Origin of the sequence: Streptococcus vulneris (assembly GCF_019218685.1) — a bacterium.
GTDB lineage: Bacteria > Bacillota > Bacilli > Lactobacillales > Streptococcaceae > Streptococcus > Streptococcus vulneris.
This window is the reverse complement of sequence record NZ_JAHUZC010000007.1, coordinates 64402-81577: the sequence shown is the minus strand read 5'-3', so window position 1 is coordinate 81577 and position 17176 is coordinate 64402. Positions and strand designations below refer to the sequence as shown.

Below are 17176 nucleotides of genomic sequence, written 5' to 3'. Positions count from 1 at the left end.
GTTTTCAGTCCTTTCTTATCTTAGTAGTCTTCTAGGATATCGCCGATTGGGTCGTTAGAAGTTGCGGCTCCTCCGCCACCGTTTCCACCAGTTTTAGAAAGGTGAAGGTAGATAAGAGCGATAGCAACACCGATAGCACCAAATCCGATTAGAGTAATATCTGACACGGCAGCAAGCACGAAACCGATAGCGAAGAATGGCCATACTTCACGAGTTGCCATCATGTTGATAACCATAGCGTAACCAACGGCAACGACCATACCACCACCGATAGCCATACCATCTTTGAGCCAATCAGGCATAGCATTTAGAATGCTTTGTACTGTTTCAGTTGGTACCATTAGAAGGAGTGCTGCAGGGACTGCAATACGAAGACCTTGAAGAAGAAGTGCGACAAAGTGAGCACGTTCAACTGCTTTGAAGTCACCTTTTTTAGCAGAAGCATCAGCAGTGTGAACCAATCCGACAGAGAGTGTACGGACAATCATAGTCAAGAATAGACCAGCAACTGCAAGAGGGATAGCAACCGCTTGGGCAACACCGATACCTGTCTTAGTAAAGTCGCCACCAAGAACCATGATAATGGCAGCAGCAACAGAAGCAAGAGCAGCGTCAGGAGCTACGGCAGCTCCGATGTTAGCCCAACCAAGGGCGATCATTTGAAGAGAACCACCAAGGATGATCCCTGCTTCAAGGTTACCAGTAACAAGGCCGATAAGGGTACAAGCTACGATTGGTTGATGGAATTGGAACTGGTCGAGGATACCTTCAAGACCTGCTAGGAAGGCTACAACGACTACTAAAACCATAGAAATAATAGACATCTTTAAAATCCTTTCATAAAATCGATTATTGCACGTTTGCTTTGTTGATCAAGTCAAACAAATCTTTTTTCGTGTCGTTTGGTACTTTACGTACATCAAATTCAACACCAAGGTCACGCATTTTTTCAAATGTAGCAACGTCTTCTTTATCCATAGACAAAACGTTGTTAACCATTGTTTTACCAGTTGAGTGAGCCATTGATCCAACATTAAGAGTTTTGATTGGCACGCCACCTTCAATAGCACGAAGGGCATCTTGAGGTGTTTCAAACAAGATAAGGGCATGTGTTCCTCCGAAGCGAGGATCTTTTGCAACGTCGATTAGTTTTTGGATAGGAACAACGTTTGCTTTCACTTTACCTGGAGCTGCTTGTTTAATCAATTCTTTACGTAATTCGTCTTTAGCTACGTTATCTGAAGCAACGATGATACGATCTGCTTTTGAATCTGGAGTCCAAGCAGTTGCAACTTGACCGTGAAGTAAACGAGTGTCTAGACGGGCAAGGTTGATTTTGAGTTTACCGTCTCCGATGACAGTTCCTTCTGGAATAGCAGCTTGGGCAACTGGATCAGCTGCAGCACTTGCTACTTCCTCAACTGGGTTTAGCTCTTCTGGAAGAGCCTTGATGCCATCTTTGGCTTCTTTAATGATATTAGCAGCGACTTTTTCGACACCTGCAGCAGCGTCCATGAGGCGCTCTGTGTAGGCTTGAATTAACATCGGTAAGTTCAGTCCTGTGATGATGGCAAACTTACGCTCAGGATTTTCTCCCATCACGCGGCTAGCTTGGTTAAATGGAGATCCACTCCAAAGGTCAGCCAAAACTAGAACCTCATCTTCTGCGTCAAATGCAGCAACAGCGTTATTAAACTTAGCGTATAGATCATCAGGACCTTCGTTTGGCATAAAGGTTACAACTTGAACCTTTTCTTGTTCACCAAAGATCATAGATCCTGACTGATGAATACCCGCAGCAAATTCGCCGTGGCTCGCAATAATGATTCCGATACTCATTATTGTCATTCCTCCTTTTTTGTTTTAGTTTTCGTTTAAGAAAACTTTAAGACTGTTTAAGTATAAACCGTTTTCATCTAAAAATCAACTATTTATCATAAAATAATTAAAAAGATTACATCTGAAAATATTGATATATTGAGTTTTAGAGAAGTTTTTTTGAATCCTTATTAAAAAATTTAATATAAAAAAGTTGGAAGCGCATTCCAACTTTTAAAATAGGTTTTTATTAGATTAGTGGGTGAAGTCAAGTACCATACGTCCTTGGATTTGACCTTTTTCCATTTCGTCAAAAATGGCTACGGCATCTTCGACTGGGCGTTTTTGGACAACTGGAACTACTAAACCTTCTGCACCGAATTGGAAGGCTTCTTCCAAGTCTTTACGAGTTCCAACAAGAGAACCGATGACTTGGATTCCATCTAGAACGGTTTTCACGATGCTGAGTTCCATCATTTCAGAAGGGAGACCAACAGCGACTACGCGACCACCAGCACGAACTGAGTCAACAGCCTGGTTGAAGGCAACTTTAGATACAGCAGTTACGACAGCTGAATGAGCTCCACCATCAGTTTTTTCCTTGATGAGTCCAGGTACATCTTCAACTTCGAGGCCGTTAATAACAATGTCCGCACCCACTTCTTTTGCAAGGGCAAGTTTGTCGTTATTGATATCAACTGCGATGACATGAGCATTGAATACTTTTTTAGCGTATTGAACAGCTAGGTTACCAAGTCCACCAGCGCCGTAAAGAACAACCCATTGGCCTGGTTCAACTTTGGCTTCTTTAATAGCTTTATAGGTTGTTACACCAGCACATGTGATAGAAGAGGCTTGGGCTGGATCAAGTCCGTCAGGAACTTTAACAGCATAGTCTGCAGTTACGATACATTGTTCAGCCATACCACCATCTACTGAGTAGCCGGCATTTTTCACTGTACGGCAAAGGGTTTCGCGACCAGTTGTACAGTATTCGCAAGTGCCACATCCTTCAAAGAACCAAGCAACGCTGACGCGGTCACCGACTTTAAGGCTTTTCACATCTGGGGCAATTTCTTTAACGATACCAACACCTTCGTGACCTAGGACACGTCCTGGTACCTGACCAAAGTCACCATGGGCAACGTGGAGGTCAGTGTGGCAAACACCACAATATTCAATTTCTACAAGTGCTTCCCCAGTTTCAAGTGGACGGAGTACTTTTTCTTCAACAGCAACACCAGTGCTTTCTGGATTTACAACAACAGCTTTCATAGCTATCCTCCTTGATATTAACTGAGAGCAGGAGAAACGGGACTGGATTGATTTTGTGTCAACAGAGTCGAGTGTGACGAGCTCTCTTGTATTTATATGTGAAGTATATCACAAAAGAAAGCCTTTTCCAAGGTTTTGGATGCAAAAAGTAGAACAATCGATTAACTGGTTGATGAGACTGTGAAAAGAACACAAAGACCAGCTCGCAAGCTGGTCATACTCTTCGAAAATCAAATTCAAACCACGTCAGCTTCGCCTTGCCGTACTCAAGTACTGCCTACGGCTAGCTTCCTAGTTTGCTCTTTGATTTTCATTGAGTATCAGTATGGACTATAAGAATAAGTCTTGCAGGGTTTTTGCAACCCCATCTTGGTCATTTGTCAAGGAAATTTGCTCATCTGCATAAGGGAGTAGCTCTGGGTTAGCATTTTTCATGGCATAGCCCTTCCCAGCAAAAGCTAGCATTTCGGTATCATTGTGTTCATCTCCAAAAGCAATCAAATCCTTTTTATCTCGGTTCATTACCTTGAGCAAGTAGTCCAAAGCAAAGGCCTTATTGACACCTTTTGGGGTACACTCAAGGATATTGAGCGGACCACCCCAAGTATTAATAGAAAGTTGATGCTGGTAGAAGGCATTCATTTCTTTTGCCAAGGCATACTTGTTAATGGCTCTGGTCTGTAACAGGATACAGTTAGGATCTTTGGTCACTAATTCAGGCTGAAATTGATCTTCAGGATGGAAAGCTTCCACACCAAATAGTTTGGGATTGGCAATTTCTTCATTAGGATTTGTAATGTAGAATTTTTTACGGTATTCTCCAGCGATAAAATCGGCTTGAATGTCCTCTGAACGTCGAACCATATCTAGCAGATATTTTTTGTCTACAGTCAAACACTTTTCAAAGTCCCAAGTTTGGTCTGGTAAATGAGTGAGGGAGCCGTTGAAATTAATCATAGGAGTGTCTAAGCCTAGTTCACGGTAGAAATCTTTTGACATGCGGTAAGGGCGCCCTGTCGTAATAATAACTTGATGGCCTTTTTCAGTAACTTTTTTTATGGTTTCTTTGGTAAAGTCAGAAATTTGACTGTCTGAGTTGAGCAGGGTTCCATCCAGGTCAACTGCAATAATTTTTTTCGTCATAGGGACCTTTCTAGTGTCTTTTCAGATAAGATGTCTTCTATTATAACAGAAAGCAGGCAGAAAAGCAGATTCCAAACAAAAAATGAAATTGGATCAATTTCTTAAATAAATCAAACAAAGATATTGAAAAAGTGAATGATAAATGATATAATTCTATTATTGTTCGTAAAAATTAAAAGGAGATTAATAATGGACAAATTATTTAAACTAAAAGAGAACGGTACAGACGTTCGTACAGAGGTTCTCGCTGGTTTAACAACTTTCTTTGCAATGAGTTATATTCTCTTTGTAAACCCACAAATTCTTTCGCAAACAGGAATGCCTGCTCAAGGTGTATTCCTCGCAACGATTATCGGTGCAGTTGCGGGTACCCTGATGATGGCCTTCTATGCTAACTTACCTTATGCCCAAGCACCAGGTATGGGACTCAATGCCTTCTTTACCTTTACAGTTGTATTTGGACTCGGTTATTCTTGGCAACAAGCCTTGGCTATGGTCTTCATCTGTGGGATTATCTCATTGATTATTACCTTGACAAATGTTCGTAAAATGATCATTGAATCGATTCCAAATGCTCTTCGCTCAGCTATTTCAGCTGGTATCGGTGTCTTTCTTGCCTACGTAGGAATTAAGAATGCTGGATTTTTGAAATTTACGATTGATCCAGGTAACTATACTGTTGTAGGAGAAGGGGCTGACAAAGCTAAAGCAACGATTGCAGCAAACTCTTCAGCAGTTCCAGGATTGGTTGACTTTAATAACCCAGCTGTTTTGGTGGCACTTGCAGGACTGGCCATTACAATCTTCTTTGTTATCAAAGGAATTAAAGGGGGAATTATCCTCTCTATCTTGACAACAACTATTCTTGCTATCGCAGTTGGTTTGGTAGATTTGTCAAGCATCGATTTTGCTAATAACCATGTTGGTGCAGCCTTTGAAGACTTGAAGACAGTCTTTGGTGTAGCTCTTGGTTCAGAAGGTTTGGGAGCTTTGATTTCAGATACAGCTCGCTTGCCTGAAACTCTGATGGCTATTCTTGCCTTCTCATTGACAGATATTTTTGATACAATTGGTACCTTGATCGGTACAGGTGAAAAAGTTGGTATCGTAGCGACAAATGGTGAAAATCACCAATCAGCTAAGTTGGATAAGGCTCTTTACTCTGACTTGATTGGTACTTCAATTGGTGCCATCGCTGGTACTTCGAACGTAACGACTTATGTCGAGTCTGCTGCTGGTATCGGTGCGGGTGGACGTACTGGTTTGACAGCCTTGGTCGTAGCTATCTGTTTTGCGATCTCAAGCTTCTTTAGCCCACTTCTAGCGATTGTACCAACAGCCGCTACAGCTCCAATCTTGATTATCGTTGGGATTATGATGTTGGCTAGCTTGAAAAATATCCATTGGGACGATATGTCTGAAGCGGTTCCTGCTTTCTTCACATCTATCTTTATGGGATTCAGCTACTCTATCACTCAAGGGATTGCAGTTGGTTTCTTGACTTACACTTTGACTAAGCTTGTCAAAGGTCAAGCTAAAGATGTTCATGTCATGATTTGGATTTTGGATGCCTTGTTTATCCTTAACTACATCAGCATGGCCTTATAATAGGATAACCCAGGGGGAATTTCCCCCTTTTTTAATACAAAGGAGATAGGTGATGAAAGAGAAAAGTATCTGGAAAGAATTATTGAATCGTGCAGGTTGGCTGTTAATCTTTCTGCTAGCGACAATTTTATATCAGATTCCTATAGGGGTTACTGCTATTTTAACTTTAAATGCAGTACCACTGTTGCAGTCAGGACTGATAGTTTCTGGTATTTCGATTGTGATTCTGGTGCTGTTTATTATTGGAGCTCGTAAAACGCAGTTAGCAAGTTTTAATTTTTCTTTTTTTAGAGCGAAGGATTTGGCACGTTTGGGATTAAGTTATTTAGTCATTATCTGTTCAAATATACTTGGTTCCATTTTATTGCAACTATCAAATGAGACGACAACAGGGAATCAGTCTCAGATTAACGACATGGTTCAGAATAGTTCTCTGATTTCCAGTTTCTTCTTGTTGGCCTTGCTTGCTCCAATTTGTGAGGAAATCTTGTGCCGTGGGATTGTTCCTAAAAAGATTTTCCGAGGAAAAGAGAACTTGGGATTTATAGTCGGTACGATTGTGTTTGCTTTATTGCATCAACCAAGTAATTTACCTTCTTTATTGATTTATGGAGGTATGTCGATCGTTCTGTCTTGGACGGCTTACAAGACCCAACGTTTGGAAATGTCTATCTTACTTCACATGATTGTGAATGGGGTTGCTTTCTGTTTGCTGGCTCTCGTGGTGATTTTGAGTCGGACATTAGGGATTTCTGTTTAAGATTTTTGACAATTGCTTACTTGTTTCTACTGGGAAAAAGATGAATGCAATCGTGTCCATCTTTTTCTTTTTATGGTAAAATAGAGAAATAATATGATGAAAAGCCTTGAGGGAGTGACCGATATGTCAACTAAAGTAAATCATGCAAAGACAGCTATTTGCGGAATTATCAATGTAACCCCAGATTCCTTTTCGGATGGTGGTCAATTTTTTGCTCTTGAGCAGGCACTCCAGCAGGCTCGTAAATTGATAGCAGAAGGAGCCAGTATGCTCGATATCGGTGGAGAATCAACTCGGCCGGGAAGTAGCTATAGCTATGTTGAGATAGAAGAGGAAATCCAGCGTGTTGTTCCAGTAATCAAAGCTATTCGCAAGGAAAGTGATGTTCTCATCTCTATCGATACTTGGAAAAGTCAGGTGGCAGAGGCGGCTTTGGCTGCTGGTGCTAATCTAGTTAATGATATCACTGGTCTCATGGGTGATGAAAAAATGGCTCATGTGGTAGCAGAAGCGAGAGCGAAAGTGGTCATCATGTTTAATCCAGTTATGGCGCGACCTCAGCATCCTAGCTCGCTCATATTTCCTCATTTTGGTTTTGGACAAGCTTTTACAGAGGAAGAGTTAGCTGACTTTGAAACATTGCCAATCGAAGAGTTAATGGAGGCTTTCTTTGAACGAGCACTAGCGAGAGCAGAGGAAGCTGGGATTGCACAAGAAAATATCCTGTTGGATCTGGGAATCGGCTTTGGTCTAACCAAGAAAGAAAATTTGCTTCTTTTACGGGATCTGGATAAACTACATCAGAAAGGTTATCCAATCTTTCTCGGAGTGTCGCGCAAGCGATTTGTCATCAATATCCTTGAAGAAAATGGTTTTGAAGTCAATCCTGAGACAGAACTTGGTTTCCGCAATCGGGACACAGCTTCGGCTCATGTAACTAGTATCGCTGCGAGGCAGGGTGTAGAAGTGGTGCGCGTGCATGATGTAGCTAGTCACAGGATGGCAGTTGAAATTGCCTCCGCTATTCGTCTGGCTGATGAAGCGGAAAATCTAGATTTAAAACAATATAAATAAGATGAAAGAATTTGAAAATAATCAGTGGATTGCTAACTACCGGACGGACCAACCGCATTTTGGCTTGGAACGAATGGTGGAACTATTAGCTTTGCGTGGCAATCCCCATCTCAAACTCAAGGTCATCCATATCGGAGGAACCAATGGCAAGGGGTCGACAATTGCTTTTTTGAAAAATATGCTAGAAAAGCTAGGGCTGAGAGTTGGTGTTTTCAGCTCGCCCTACCTCATTCATTACACAGACCAGATTAGCATCAACGGGGAATCTATTCCCGAGGCTAGACTCGAAACTCTCATGGCAGACTATCAGTCTTTACTTGAGGGAGAAGCGACCGCTAATTTACAGGGCACAACCGAGTTTGAGATTATCACAGCCATAGCCTATGACTACTTTGCCTCAGAGCAAGTAGATGTGGCTATCATGGAAGTGGGCATGGGTGGACTTTTGGATAGTACCAATGTTTGCCAGCCCATTTTGACAGGAATTACGACTATTGGATTGGATCATGTAGCCCTACTTGGTGACACTTTGGAGGCCATAGCAGAGCAGAAAGCTGGTATTATCAAACAAGGGATTCCCTTGGTAACAGGGCGTATTGCTCCAGAAGCTTTGGCTGTGATTGACCGCATTGCGGAAGATAAAAATGCGCCGAGACTTGCCTACGGGGCAGATTATCAGATCAGCCATCAAAAGAGTGTGGTAACGGGTGAAGTCTTTGACTATACAAGTGTTGTCAGGCAAGGTCGCTTCCAGACTGGCCTGCTTGGCTTGCACCAGATAGAGAATGCTGGGATGGCCATAGCTTTACTTGATAATTTTTGTCAAGAAGATGGTCGAGAGCTACCAGCTAATACCTTGCTTGCTCAAGCTCTGGAAGAAACAAGATGGCCGGGGCGTCTGGAGGTAGTGTCAAGAGAACCCTTGATGATTTTGGATGGAGCCCACAATCCCCATGCTATCAAGGCTTTATTAGCAACCTTGCAAGAACGCTTTGCGGATTATCGTAAGGAAATCCTCTTTACTTGTATCAAAACCAAGGCCTTGGAGGATATGTTGGACTTGCTGGGGGCCATGCCAGATACCGAGCTTACCCTGACACATTTTGACGATAGTCGGGCGACTGATGAAAATGTGCTGAAAGAGGCAGCCAAGTCTAGAAATCTCAGCTACCAAGGTTGGCAGGATTTTCTAGAGCAGAAATTGACAGATAAAAAAGAAGAGAAACAAACAGTTAGGATTGTCACAGGTTCTTTGTATTTCTTGAGCCAAGTGAGAGCCTATCTGATGGAGAGGAAGAACGAAAATGGATACACAAAAGATTGAAGCAGCTGTAAAAATGATTATCGAGGCTGTCGGAGAGGACGCTAACCGTGAGGGCTTGCAGGAAACGCCTGCTCGTGTGGCCCGTATGTACCAAGAGATTTTTTCAGGGCTTGGTCAAACAGCGGAGGAACATTTGTCAAAATCTTTTGAGATTATTGACGATAATATGGTGGTAGAAAAGGATATCTTTTTCCATACCATGTGTGAACACCACTTATTGCCATTTTATGGGAGAGCGCATATTGCCTATATTCCAGATGGCCGTGTAGCAGGTTTGTCTAAGCTAGCCCGTACGGTTGAAGTTTATTCGAAAAAACCACAAATTCAAGAACGTTTGAATATCGAAGTGGCTGATGCCTTGATGGACTATCTAGGTGCTAAAGGAGCCTTTGTTGTCATTGAGGCGGAACATATGTGTATGAGCATGCGTGGTGTCAGAAAACCAGGCACTGCAACCTTGACGACAGTAGCTCGTGGTCTATTTGAAACAGATAAGGACCTCCGAGACCAGGCTTATCGTTTAATGGGACTATAATACTCTTCGAAAATCAAATTCAAACCACGTCAGCTTTCATCTGCAACCTCAAAACAGTGTTTTGAGCAGCCTGCGGCTAGCTTTCTAGTTTGCATTTTGATTTTCATTGAGTATAAAAAAAATCCGCTTGAAGCGGATTTTTCTAGAAAGGAATCATTATGGATCAACTGCAGATTAAGGATTTGGAAATTTTTGCCTATCATGGTCTTTTTCCTAGTGAGAAAGAATTAGGGCAAAAGTTTGTCGTTTCAGCTATCCTATTCTATGATATGACTAAGGCGGCTACAGATTTGGATTTAACAGCCTCTGTCCATTACGGAGAACTGTGTCAGCAGTGGACGACTTGGTTTCAGGAGAGCACTGAAGATTTGATTGAAACGGTAGCCTACAAACTGGTAGAACGTACTTTTGAGGCTTATCCTCTTGTCCAAGAAATAAAGCTAGAACTGAAAAAACCTTGGGCGCCAGTGCATTTGCCGCTAGATACTTGCTCGGTAACCATTCATCGCCGCAAGCAACGAGCCTTTATCGCCCTAGGAAGCAATATGGGAGATAAACAAGCAAATTTGAAACAAGCCATTGAGAAAATGCGAGCTCGAGGTATCCATATTCTCAAAGAGTCCAGTGTCTTGACGACGGAGCCTTGGGGTGGTGTGGAGCAAGATAGCTTTGCTAATCAAGTGGTTGAGGTTGAAACCTGGTTGCCCGCCCCAGTTTTATTAGAGACCTTGTTAGCCATTGAGTCAGAGATGGGACGGGTGAGAGAAGTGCATTGGGGACCTCGTTTGATTGATTTGGACTTGCTCTTTGTGGAGGACCAGGTCATTTATACAGACGACCTCATCTTGCCTCATCCTTACATAGCGGAACGCCTTTTTGTCCTTGAATCTCTTCAAGAAATTGCGCCTCATTTTATCCATCCGACATTAAAGCAACCGATCCGCAACTTGTATAATGCTTTGAAACAATAGAAAAAACTCTAGTTTTCAGTCACTTGCAACTGAAGGCTAGAGTTTTTATACTCTTCGAAAATCTCTTCAAACCACGTCAGCGTCGCCTTACCGTAGGTATGGTTACTGACTTCGTCAGTTCTATCCACAACCTCAAAACAGTGTTTTGAGCAACCTGCGGCTAGCTTCCTAGTTTGCTCTTTGATTTTCATTGAGTATTAAAATAGGTCATTTTCTTCTGGGAGGAGGATAGTCTCTCTACCATCCATGTCTAAAACCAAGACTCTGGGGGGATAAAGAGGGTCGAAAGGGTGGTTAAAATCAAAATCAATGGCTGTAGGGAGGTGTTGACTTGAGAAGTGGAAGGTAATTTTTCCTTGGTTATTGAGCAATTGAAACTCGAGTTCTTCTTCCAATTCAAAGACATTTTTTAAGAAATGGTCGATGATATACCAAAATGAGTCAATAACGTCATCAGGCAAGCTGGTAACAATGCCAAAACTAGCTGACCGCATGTGGGTATTGGTAAAAGCCATATTTCTTCCCCCTTTCTTTTCCCTTATCATACAGCAAATAGGATTAAAAATCAAGAAAAGGTGATTTTTTCTTCATAAACATAGCTTCCTATGAAATTTTTTCAAATAATCTTCAAAAAATGCTTGAAAGTGTTTACAAATAGTGATAAAATGGAATAAGTAGAATCATGAAAACGAAATTTTCATACCGTCTCTTTTTTTGGAGTCTCGTGAGGTATGATATAGAAAGGAAATGGAATGAATACAGACGATACAGTAACGATTTATGATGTCGCCCGTGAAGCAGGAGTTTCAATGGCGACGGTTAGCCGTGTAGTTAATGGCAATAAGAATGTAAAAGAGAATACCCGTAAAAAAGTACTTGAGGTGATTGATCGTTTGGATTACCGTCCAAATGCCGTGGCGCGTGGTCTTGCAAGTAAGAAGACAACCACTGTCGGTGTTGTGATTCCAAATATCACTAATGGTTATTTCTCAACGCTTGCCAAAGGGATTGATGATATCGCTGAAATGTACAAGTACAATATCGTCCTTGCTAACAGTGATGAGGATGATGACAAGGAAGTTTCAGTTGTCAATACACTATTTTCTAAGCAAGTGGATGGTATTATCTTTATGGGTTACCACTTGACTGAAAAAATTCGTTCAGAGTTTTCGCGTTCTCGGACACCAGTTGTTCTTGCGGGAACAGTGGATGTAGAGCATCAACTCCCAAGTGTTAATATTGACTACAAACAAGCTACGATTGACGCAGTGACCTACCTTGCTAAAGAAAATGAGCGCATTGCGTTCGTTAGCGGTCCACTAGTGGATGATATCAATGGTAAGGTTCGTTTGGTTGGTTACAAGGAAGCCTTGAAAAAAGCAGGGATTTCTTATAGCGAAGGATTGGTATTTGAATCTAAATACACTTATGAAGACGGCTATGCCTTGGCAGAACGCTTGATTTCATCAAATGCAACTGCAGCAGTTGTAACAGGTGATGAATTGGCAGCAGGTGTCTTGAATGGTTTGGCTGACCACGGTGTGTCAGTGCCAGAAGAGTTTGAAATCATTACTAGTGATGATTCACAAATCTCACGCTTTACCCGTCCAAACTTGACAACGATTGCTCAACCTCTTTATGACCTTGGTGCCATCAGTATGCGTATGTTGACTAAGATTATGCACAAGGAAGAGTTGGAAGAACGTGAAGTTCTCTTACCTCATGGTTTGACAGAACGTCGTTCAACACGAAAACGTAAATAGAAAAAATCAGGGAATCGTGAAGATTTCCTGATTTTGCTTTCTAGAGAAGAGGTTAGCCTTCCATATAGTCTTTTAAGGCTTGTCCTTTTAATCCAGCATTGAGGGCAATGAGGAGTTTTAAGCGGGCTTTTTGGGCGTTGAGTTCTTTAACAAAGAAGACACCAGATTTTTGCAACTGCACGCCCCCGCCTTGGTAGGCATAAACAGGCTCAGCGATACCGTTAAAGCATCGTGAAACCAGGGCGACTGGGATTCCTTTTTGTAGAAGGCTTTCTAACTTTTCAGCCGTTTCTTTGGGAATATTACCAGCTCCGAAGGCTTGGATAATCAAACCGTCCAATTGTTCCAAATCCAGCATATCAATCAGCTCATCTGTCATACCAGCATAAGCAGAGATGATAGGGACTAAGCCTTGTATGTGATTAAGGTCAAAGCGGACACGAGGTTCAGCTGTTTTGAAGTAGAGGATTTCCTGTTTCATAATCAGGCCAAGCGGCCCGTGTGTTGGAGTCTGGAAGGTGCTGACGTTGGTCGTATGTGTTTTGGTGACATACTTGGCAGCGTGGATTTCATCGTTCATAACGACCAAAACTCCTTTGTCAGCAGCCCTGTCATCGCTAGCCACTCGTAGAGCACTCAGATAATTATAAACACCATCACTGCCGAGTTCGTTGGAGCTGCGCATGGCACCTGTTAGAACGATAGGCATATGGGGAACTTCCATTGTATCAAGGAAATAGGCTGTTTCCTCTAAAGTATCGGTTCCATGTGTAATCACAACCCCATCGTAGTTATCTGCTTCCTCTTTGATTTTCTGGTAGAGAGCCAGCATATGCTTGGGTTTGATATGGGGGCTTGGTAGGTTAAAAAAGTCCAAGGCGTGGACTTGGATTCCTTCAAGTGGGTTGGATACATGGTTCATGGGATTATCTGAACTCGTCACAACAGCGCCAGAAGCATCGGCCTGCATAGAAATAGTCCCACCCGTATGTAAAACAAGGATTTTCTTAGGCATGATTTACTCACTCTTTCTGAAATGTGGTATAATCATTGTATCACAAAAGGGGAGATTGGGATAGGATGGAAGTCAAAGCTGTTTTTTTTGATATCGATGGAACCTTGGTCAACGATCGCAAGAGTGTTTTGAAATCCACTAAGGACGCGATTAAAATCGTCAAAGAACAAGGGGTACTTGTCGGCGTAGCGACAGGACGAGGACCTTTTTTTGTTAAGGAATTGATGGACGATTTGGATTTGGACTTTGCGGTAACCTATAATGGCCAGTATATCTTTACTAAAGACAGAGTCTTATTCACGAGTCCTATTTCCAAGTTACATTTGCGCCAGCTTATTACTTATGCTAAAAAAGAGGGTAAGGAGATTGCCCTAGGGACCAAGGATGCCATGTTGGGTTCTAAAATCATGTCGTTTGGTTTGGGTTCTTTTTCCCAACGAATCAGTCGCTTCGTTCCCTCAGTTTTAACTCGGACAGTGAGTCATTCCTTTAATCGTATGGTCAGCAAGGTTGTTCCCCAAAAGGAAGAAGACCTGCTTCATCTGATGAATCAGCCTATCTACCAAGTTTTGATGCTGATGACACCAGAAGAATCTGAGAAGGCAGCAGCTGATTTTGAAGATTTGAAATTGACACGTAGCAATCCTTTTGCAGCAGATGTCATCAATCAAGGAAACTCTAAATTGGAAGGCATTCGACGAGTTGGGAAAGAATATGGTTTTGATCTCAACCAAGTCATGGCCTTTGGTGACTCCGATAACGACCTAGAAATGCTGGCGGGTGTAGGTATGTCGGTCGCTATGGGAAATGGTAGTAGCAGTGTCAAGGAAGTTGCCAAGCACATCACTACCAGCAACCAGCAAGATGGAATCCACAAGGCCCTAGAACATTTTGGTGTTCTGGCCTCAGAAAAAGTCTTTGTCAGCCGTGACTATCATTTCAATAAGGTCAAGACCTTCCACCACATGATGGATGAACGAACCCAAGAAGAACCTCGAGCTTGGGATTTAGAAGGTGCAACCCACAGGGCTGGCTTTAAAATAGAAGAATTGGTGGAATTTGTTCGAGCTGCCAGTCCTTCTGAAGAGGACTTTGATCAAGCTCTATTGCAACTTCATCAAGCTCTTGATAAGGCGGCAGATAAAGTAGCCAAGAAGACCCCTGCTCAGCAAGATTTGATAGGGCAAGTGGATGCCTTGATTGACACGCTTTATTTCACCTACGGTAGTTTTGTCTTGATGGGGGTGGACCCAGAACGTATTTTTGATATTGTTCATCATGCCAATATGGGGAAAATTTTTCCAGATGGCAAGGCTCACTTTGATCCAGTGACCCATAAAATCTTAAAACCAGATGATTGGGAAGAAAAATATGCTCCAGAACCTGCTATTAAAAAGGAACTGCAGCGCCAGCTCAAGGCTTATGAGCGTCATAAAGAGAGAAATAATACTCAATGAAAATCAAAGAGCAAATTAGGAAACTAGCCGCAGGCTGTACTTGAGTACGGCAAGGCGACGTTGACGTGGTTTGAATTTGATTTTCGAAGAGTATAAATAGTAAACAAAAAGGAGCGCTGAGCTCCTTTTCTTCGTGACTATAAGGTTTTTTCTTGTTCTCTCACAACCAGCAAATCAACCTTAGCATGGCGGAGGATGTATTCAGATGAAGAACCGACCAAGAGGCGTTCAAAGGCGTTGAGACCAGTTGCGCCAACGAGGATGAGGTCCACTTCCTCAGCATCGGGAATAGTACGTGCCAGTAGGGTCTTTGGATTTCCCATTTCAATGACGATATGAACATCTGCCACACCAGCATCTTTAGCACGTTTTTCGTACTCTTTCATCAGACTTTCAGCGTCGACTTGGAGTTCTTCATAAACTTCAGCATCAAAGGTGGATACGCTTTGGAGAGCGCGTGTGTCAATGACATGTGCGATGGTGAGTTTAGCGTCGTTTCGTAGAGCAGAATGAACTCCCTTGACAAAAGCCAAGTCTGCTTCTTTAGAACCATCGATTGCGACCATGATATTTTGGTAACGTTGTGCCATAATGAAACCTCCTGAAATTTTCTTACTATAATTGTAAACCTTTTCACTATAGAAGTAAAGCAAAAAAAGTATTTTTCAAAAGAATGTTATCGATTAAAATCTATATAAATATATGATAAAATAAAAGAAAGGATAGCAGGAAAGAAGTGAAGGGAGGGAGAATGACGAAGCACTCTTTTCAAGAAACAAAAAAATCAAATTTCCTTTATTATGGAATCATCCTAGTTTCAGTCTTGCTAGAAGTTATCATGATCTGGCAATTAGAGAGTCTGGTACCGTTTCTTTATCCAGGTTTTATCGGCTTTTTAGTCTTTCATGTACTCTACCATCTAATTTTATTCCTAGTTGCAAAACGAAGTGGGCGTTGGGATTACTTGATGATATGGGGACTTTTTCTCATGTTCAATCTTCTTTATGACTCCTTTTTAGGCTTGCTTTTTCTAGGTTTATCTTTTGGTATGTGATGTGACTTTCGCAAAATACCTGCTATCTCCCCTGTCTTAGCCTCGCTTTTAGCGAGGTTTTTCTTCTATCTTAATCTAGTAACACATTTCAGTAAACTTGTCGCATTTTCTTTCTAGTGGTATAATGTTACTATCCTGATGAATTGAGGAAACAAGATGAAAGAATATAACAAGTCTAGTAAGTTAGAGCATGTTGCTTATGATATCCGTGGTCCTGTTTTGGAAGAAGCCATGCGGATGCGAGCAAACGGAGAAAAGATTTTACGTCTGAATACAGGAAATCCAGCAGAATTTGGCTTTACAGCGCCAGACGAGGTCATTCATGACTTGATTATGAATGCGCGTGATAGTGAAGGATATTCTGACTCCAAAGGGATTTTCTCAGCCCGTAAGGCCATCATGCAGTATTGCCAATTGAAGAAATTCCCAAATGTAGATATTGATGATATCTACCTTGGAAATGGTGTCAGTGAGTTGATTGTCATGTCCATGCAGGGGCTTTTGGACAACGGGGATGAAGTCTTGGTGCCAATGCCAGACTATCCTCTCTGGACAGCAGCTGTTAGCCTAGCTGGGGGAAATGCCGTTCACTATATCTGTGATGAAGCTGCAGAATGGTACCCAGATATTGACGATATCAAGTCAAAAATCACTTCCAACACCAAGGCAATCGTCCTTATCAATCCAAACAACCCAACTGGAGCCCTTTATCCTAAGGAACTCTTGCTGGAGATTATTGAGATTGCCCGTCAAAATGATTTGATTATCTTTGCGGATGAAATTTACGACCGCATGGTCATGGATGGTCATGTGCATACGCCTGTCGCTAGCTTGGCACCAGATGTTTTCTGTGTCAGCATGAATGGTCTATCAAAATCTCACCGTATCGCTGGTTTCCGTGTAGGTTGGATGGTCTTGTCTGGACCTAAGACTCATGTCAAGGGCTATATCGAAGGGCTCAATATGCTGTCCAATATGCGCCTTTGCTCTAACGTTTTAGCTCAACAAGTCGTGCAAACTTCCTTGGGTGGTCACCAATCAGTCGATGAATTGCTCCTTCCAGGTGGTAGGATTTATGAACAAAGAAACTTCATCTACAATGCTATTCAAGATATTCCAGGTTTGTCTGCGGTTAAACCCAAGGCTGGGCTCTATATCTTCCCTAAAATCGACCGCAATATGTACCGTATCGATGATGATGAGCAATTTGTCCTTGATTTCTTGAAGCAGGAAAAGGTTCTCTTGGTTCATGGTCGAGGCTTCAACTGGCAGGAACCAGACCATTTCCGTATCGTTTACCTTCCTCGTGTTGATGAACTAGCCCAAATCCAAGAAAAGATGACTCGTTTCTTGAAACAGTATCGTAGATAGGGCTTACA

Annotated in this window: 17 protein-coding genes; 10 read left to right on the top strand and 7 right to left on the bottom strand. The window is 42.1% G+C overall.

From position 1 onward, the window contains the following. Window positions 1-20: 20 nt before the first annotated feature. From KUA57_RS06080 to KUA57_RS06065, 4 genes are all read right to left on the bottom strand, one after another. The gene (locus KUA57_RS06080) at window positions 21-824 is read right to left on the bottom strand and encodes a PTS mannose/fructose/sorbose transporter subunit IIC (protein WP_000022716.1); all 804 of its coding nucleotides are present in this window, start codon (window positions 822-824) and stop codon (window positions 21-23) included. A 25-nt stretch (window positions 825-849) separates the two neighbouring features. After that, window positions 850-1839: a PTS sugar transporter subunit IIB gene (locus tag KUA57_RS06075; protein WP_218493862.1), complete on the bottom strand. Its 990-nt coding sequence runs from the start codon at window positions 1837-1839 to the stop codon at window positions 850-852. Window positions 1840-2073: 234 nt separating this feature from the next. Continuing rightward, on the bottom strand, window positions 2074-3093 hold the full coding sequence (gene adhP, locus KUA57_RS06070; RefSeq protein WP_000649186.1) for an alcohol dehydrogenase AdhP: 1020 nt from the start codon (window positions 3091-3093) through the stop codon (window positions 2074-2076). Window positions 3094-3423: 330 nt separating this feature from the next. Continuing rightward, window positions 3424-4236 carry a Cof-type HAD-IIB family hydrolase gene (locus tag KUA57_RS06065; protein WP_218493861.1) on the bottom strand — a complete coding sequence of 271 codons (813 nt, stop codon included), beginning with the start codon at window positions 4234-4236 and terminating at the stop codon, window positions 3424-3426. 189 nt (window positions 4237-4425) lie between these two features. Here KUA57_RS06065 and KUA57_RS06060 point away from each other — a divergent pair, with 189 nt between their 5' ends. The 6 genes from KUA57_RS06060 (at window position 4426) to folK (ending at window position 10508) form a co-directional block, all read left to right on the top strand. Continuing rightward, on the top strand, window positions 4426-5844 hold the full coding sequence (locus KUA57_RS06060; RefSeq protein ID WP_064276419.1) for an NCS2 family permease: 1419 nt from the start codon (window positions 4426-4428) through the stop codon (window positions 5842-5844). A 52-nt stretch (window positions 5845-5896) separates the two neighbouring features. Then, window positions 5897-6604, top strand: a complete 708-nt coding sequence (locus KUA57_RS06055; protein ID WP_153210442.1) for a CPBP family intramembrane glutamic endopeptidase — start codon at window positions 5897-5899, stop codon at window positions 6602-6604. A 93-nt stretch (window positions 6605-6697) separates the two neighbouring features. Further along, window positions 6698-7678, top strand: a complete 981-nt coding sequence (gene folP / locus KUA57_RS06050; RefSeq protein WP_218493860.1) for a dihydropteroate synthase — start codon at window positions 6698-6700, stop codon at window positions 7676-7678. Window position 7679: 1 nt separating this feature from the next. Beyond that, window positions 7680-9002 (top strand): bifunctional folylpolyglutamate synthase/dihydrofolate synthase, encoded by a 1323-nt coding sequence (locus KUA57_RS06045; protein ID WP_218493859.1) that lies wholly within the window; start codon window positions 7680-7682, stop codon window positions 9000-9002. Next, window positions 8983-9537 (top strand): GTP cyclohydrolase I FolE, encoded by a 555-nt coding sequence (gene folE, locus KUA57_RS06040; protein WP_000380918.1) that lies wholly within the window; start codon window positions 8983-8985, stop codon window positions 9535-9537. Before KUA57_RS06045 ends, folE begins: the two co-directional genes overlap by 20 nt. Window positions 9538-9695: 158 nt before the next feature. Next, window positions 9696-10508, top strand: a complete 813-nt coding sequence (gene folK, locus KUA57_RS06035; protein ID WP_218493858.1) for a 2-amino-4-hydroxy-6-hydroxymethyldihydropteridine diphosphokinase — start codon at window positions 9696-9698, stop codon at window positions 10506-10508. 197 nt (window positions 10509-10705) lie between these two features. Here folK and KUA57_RS06030 read toward each other — a convergent pair whose 3' ends face one another. After that, entirely contained in the window at window positions 10706-11023 is a 318-nt protein-coding gene (locus tag KUA57_RS06030; protein WP_000886035.1) for a DUF960 domain-containing protein, read from the bottom strand. A 237-nt stretch (window positions 11024-11260) separates the two neighbouring features. Between KUA57_RS06030 and ccpA the strand changes: the two genes are divergently transcribed. Beyond that, window positions 11261-12271 carry a catabolite control protein A gene (ccpA, locus tag KUA57_RS06025; protein ID WP_020900851.1) on the top strand — a complete coding sequence of 337 codons (1011 nt, stop codon included), beginning with the start codon at window positions 11261-11263 and terminating at the stop codon, window positions 12269-12271. A gap of 52 nt (window positions 12272-12323) precedes the next feature. Here the strand turns inward: ccpA and KUA57_RS06020 are convergent, their stop codons facing one another. Further along, a complete protein-coding gene (locus tag KUA57_RS06020) occupies window positions 12324-13286 on the bottom strand; it encodes an asparaginase (protein WP_218493857.1) in 963 nt (320 codons plus the stop codon). Between the two features lie 65 nt (window positions 13287-13351). Here KUA57_RS06020 and KUA57_RS06015 point away from each other — a divergent pair, with 65 nt between their 5' ends. Next, window positions 13352-14743, top strand: coding sequence for a Cof-type HAD-IIB family hydrolase (locus KUA57_RS06015; protein ID WP_218493856.1), 1392 nt, complete (start codon window positions 13352-13354; stop codon window positions 14741-14743). A gap of 137 nt (window positions 14744-14880) precedes the next feature. Here the strand turns inward: KUA57_RS06015 and KUA57_RS06010 are convergent, their stop codons facing one another. Then, entirely contained in the window at window positions 14881-15333 is a 453-nt protein-coding gene (locus KUA57_RS06010) for a universal stress protein (protein ID WP_000079148.1), read from the bottom strand. Between the two features lie 161 nt (window positions 15334-15494). Here KUA57_RS06010 and KUA57_RS06005 point away from each other — a divergent pair, with 161 nt between their 5' ends. Both KUA57_RS06005 and KUA57_RS06000 read left to right on the top strand, forming a co-directional pair. After that, window positions 15495-15797 (top strand): hypothetical protein, encoded by a 303-nt coding sequence (locus tag KUA57_RS06005; protein WP_218493855.1) that lies wholly within the window; start codon window positions 15495-15497, stop codon window positions 15795-15797. Window positions 15798-15953: 156 nt separating this feature from the next. Continuing rightward, window positions 15954-17168: a pyridoxal phosphate-dependent aminotransferase gene (locus KUA57_RS06000; RefSeq protein ID WP_000666455.1), complete on the top strand. Its 1215-nt coding sequence runs from the start codon at window positions 15954-15956 to the stop codon at window positions 17166-17168. Window positions 17169-17176 lie beyond the last annotated feature (8 nt).

Excerpts from the sequence above, each read along its gene's own strand:
- KUA57_RS06080 (WP_000022716.1), bottom strand. The coding sequence starts at position 824 with ATGTCTATTATTTCTATGGTTTTAGTAGTCGTTGTAGCCTTCCTAGCA.
- KUA57_RS06075 (WP_218493862.1), bottom strand. The coding sequence starts at position 1,839 with ATGAGTATCGGAATCATTATTGCGAGCCACGGCGAATTTGCTGCGGGT.
- adhP (WP_000649186.1), bottom strand. The coding sequence starts at position 3,093 with ATGAAAGCTGTTGTTGTAAATCCAGAAAGCACTGGTGTTGCTGTTGAA.
- KUA57_RS06065 (WP_218493861.1), bottom strand. The coding sequence starts at position 4,236 with ATGACGAAAAAAATTATTGCAGTTGACCTGGATGGAACCCTGCTCAAC.
- KUA57_RS06060 (WP_064276419.1), top strand. The coding sequence starts at position 4,426 with ATGGACAAATTATTTAAACTAAAAGAGAACGGTACAGACGTTCGTACA.
- KUA57_RS06055 (WP_153210442.1), top strand. The coding sequence starts at position 5,897 with ATGAAAGAGAAAAGTATCTGGAAAGAATTATTGAATCGTGCAGGTTGG.
- folP (WP_218493860.1), top strand. The coding sequence starts at position 6,698 with ATGATGAAAAGCCTTGAGGGAGTGACCGATATGTCAACTAAAGTAAAT.
- KUA57_RS06045 (WP_218493859.1), top strand. The coding sequence starts at position 7,680 with ATGAAAGAATTTGAAAATAATCAGTGGATTGCTAACTACCGGACGGAC.
- folE (WP_000380918.1), top strand. The coding sequence starts at position 8,983 with ATGGATACACAAAAGATTGAAGCAGCTGTAAAAATGATTATCGAGGCT.
- folK (WP_218493858.1), top strand. The coding sequence starts at position 9,696 with ATGGATCAACTGCAGATTAAGGATTTGGAAATTTTTGCCTATCATGGT.
- KUA57_RS06030 (WP_000886035.1), bottom strand. The coding sequence starts at position 11,023 with ATGGCTTTTACCAATACCCACATGCGGTCAGCTAGTTTTGGCATTGTT.
- ccpA (WP_020900851.1), top strand. The coding sequence starts at position 11,261 with ATGAATACAGACGATACAGTAACGATTTATGATGTCGCCCGTGAAGCA.
- KUA57_RS06020 (WP_218493857.1), bottom strand. The coding sequence starts at position 13,286 with ATGCCTAAGAAAATCCTTGTTTTACATACGGGTGGGACTATTTCTATG.
- KUA57_RS06015 (WP_218493856.1), top strand. The coding sequence starts at position 13,352 with ATGGAAGTCAAAGCTGTTTTTTTTGATATCGATGGAACCTTGGTCAAC.
- KUA57_RS06010 (WP_000079148.1), bottom strand. The coding sequence starts at position 15,333 with ATGGCACAACGTTACCAAAATATCATGGTCGCAATCGATGGTTCTAAA.
- KUA57_RS06005 (WP_218493855.1), top strand. The coding sequence starts at position 15,495 with ATGACGAAGCACTCTTTTCAAGAAACAAAAAAATCAAATTTCCTTTAT.
- KUA57_RS06000 (WP_000666455.1), top strand. The coding sequence starts at position 15,954 with ATGAAAGAATATAACAAGTCTAGTAAGTTAGAGCATGTTGCTTATGAT.